A 1,271-nucleotide genomic window follows, 5' to 3' on the forward strand; every position below is an offset into this window, starting at 1 on the left:
TGTTTAGACCGGACAGATCACTGACAGGTGTTCGGAGACATAGCTGACACATCAAAATGGGCTGGTCTGGTCGATTCGGGAGGCCGTCCATGCCCTGGAACGAGGTGTCGGTGATGGATCAACGACGAGAATTCGTGCGGCTTGCCTTGCAGGAGGGAACGAACCGGCGAGAGCTGTGCCGGCGGTTCGGGATCAGTCCTGATGTGGGCTACAAATGGCTGAGGCGCTGGCAGGCCGGCGACCATGAACTGGCGGATCAGCCCCGTCGTCCGAAGCGGATGCCCCAACGCAGCGAGCCTGCTGTGGAGGCGCAGGTTTTGGCTGTGCGTGACCAGCATCCAGCCTGGGGGGCGCGCAAGATTGCCCATTGCCTGAAGCGCGAAGGCCAGGCTGTGCCTGTGCCTTCGACGGTCCATCAGATCCTGTGCCGGAACGAGCGGATCAAGCCAAGTGAGAAGGCCCCGCCGAGCCCTCCAGGTCATCGCTTTGAGAAGGAGGCGCCCAATCAGCTGTGGCAGATGGACTTCAAGGGCCACATGCCCCTTGCCAACGGAACGCGTTGTCATCCGCTGACCATGGTCGACGATCACTCGCGCTATGCCGTGTGTCTGGAGGCATGCGCCAATGAGCAGCGTCCCGCCGTGCAGAAGCATCTGGTCGATACCTTCCGCCGTTATGGCCTGCCGGAGGCCTTCTACATCGACAATGGCTCCCCTTGGGGTGACACGTCTGGCGTTCGCTGGACCGCGCTGAAGGTTTGGCTGCTCAAGCTTGGCATCAGGGTGGTGCATGCCAGGCCGCGCCATCCCCAGGGCCGGGGCAAGAATGAACGCTTCCATCGCAGCCTGAACGCGGAAGTGTTTGCTCTGCGCGCGTTCCGCACTCTGGCGGAAGTCCAAGACGCCCTCGATAGCTGGCGCATGCTCTACAATCTGGAACGGCCTCATGAAAGTCTCGGCATGGGGGTCCCCGCCGATCGCTACCGGCCAAGTTCTCGCGCCATGCCGGAACGAGTTCCGCAGGTCCAATACGATGCCGGAGAGATCGTTCGCACCGTCTCCTCGACTCGGAGTTACATCTCCTTCCGGGGACAAATGTGGAAAGTCCCACAAGCCTTCTGCGGCGAGCGGCTCGCCATCAGACCGCTCGACCGCGACGGCCATTACGGAATCTTCTTCGCCAGTTGGCAGGTCGCATCAATCGACTTGACCAATGGCCAACCTGTCAGTGATGTGTCCGAACAAGCGTCAGCTATGTCTCCGGTCTAAACA

At 61.2% G+C, this 1,271-nt stretch carries 1 protein-coding gene; it reads left to right on the forward strand.

Going from position 1 to position 1,271, the window contains the following annotated elements; all coding sequences use genetic code 11:
• The first annotated feature begins 89 nt into the window (after positions 1-89).
• Positions 90-1,268 (forward strand): IS481 family transposase, encoded by a 1,179-nt coding sequence (locus ABIB80_RS39310; RefSeq protein WP_219685542.1) that lies wholly within the window; start codon positions 90-92, stop codon positions 1,266-1,268.
• Positions 1,269-1,271: the final 3 nt, after the last annotated feature.

The sequence above is a fragment of the Bradyrhizobium sp. i1.15.2 genome, assembly GCF_040548425.1.
Classification (GTDB): Bacteria; Pseudomonadota; Alphaproteobacteria; order Rhizobiales; family Xanthobacteraceae; genus Bradyrhizobium; species Bradyrhizobium canariense.

Coding starts and splice junctions, on each gene's coding strand:
- ABIB80_RS39310 (WP_219685542.1), top strand. CDS start 90: ATGCCCTGGAACGAGGTGTCGGTGATGGATCAACGACGAGAATTCGTG.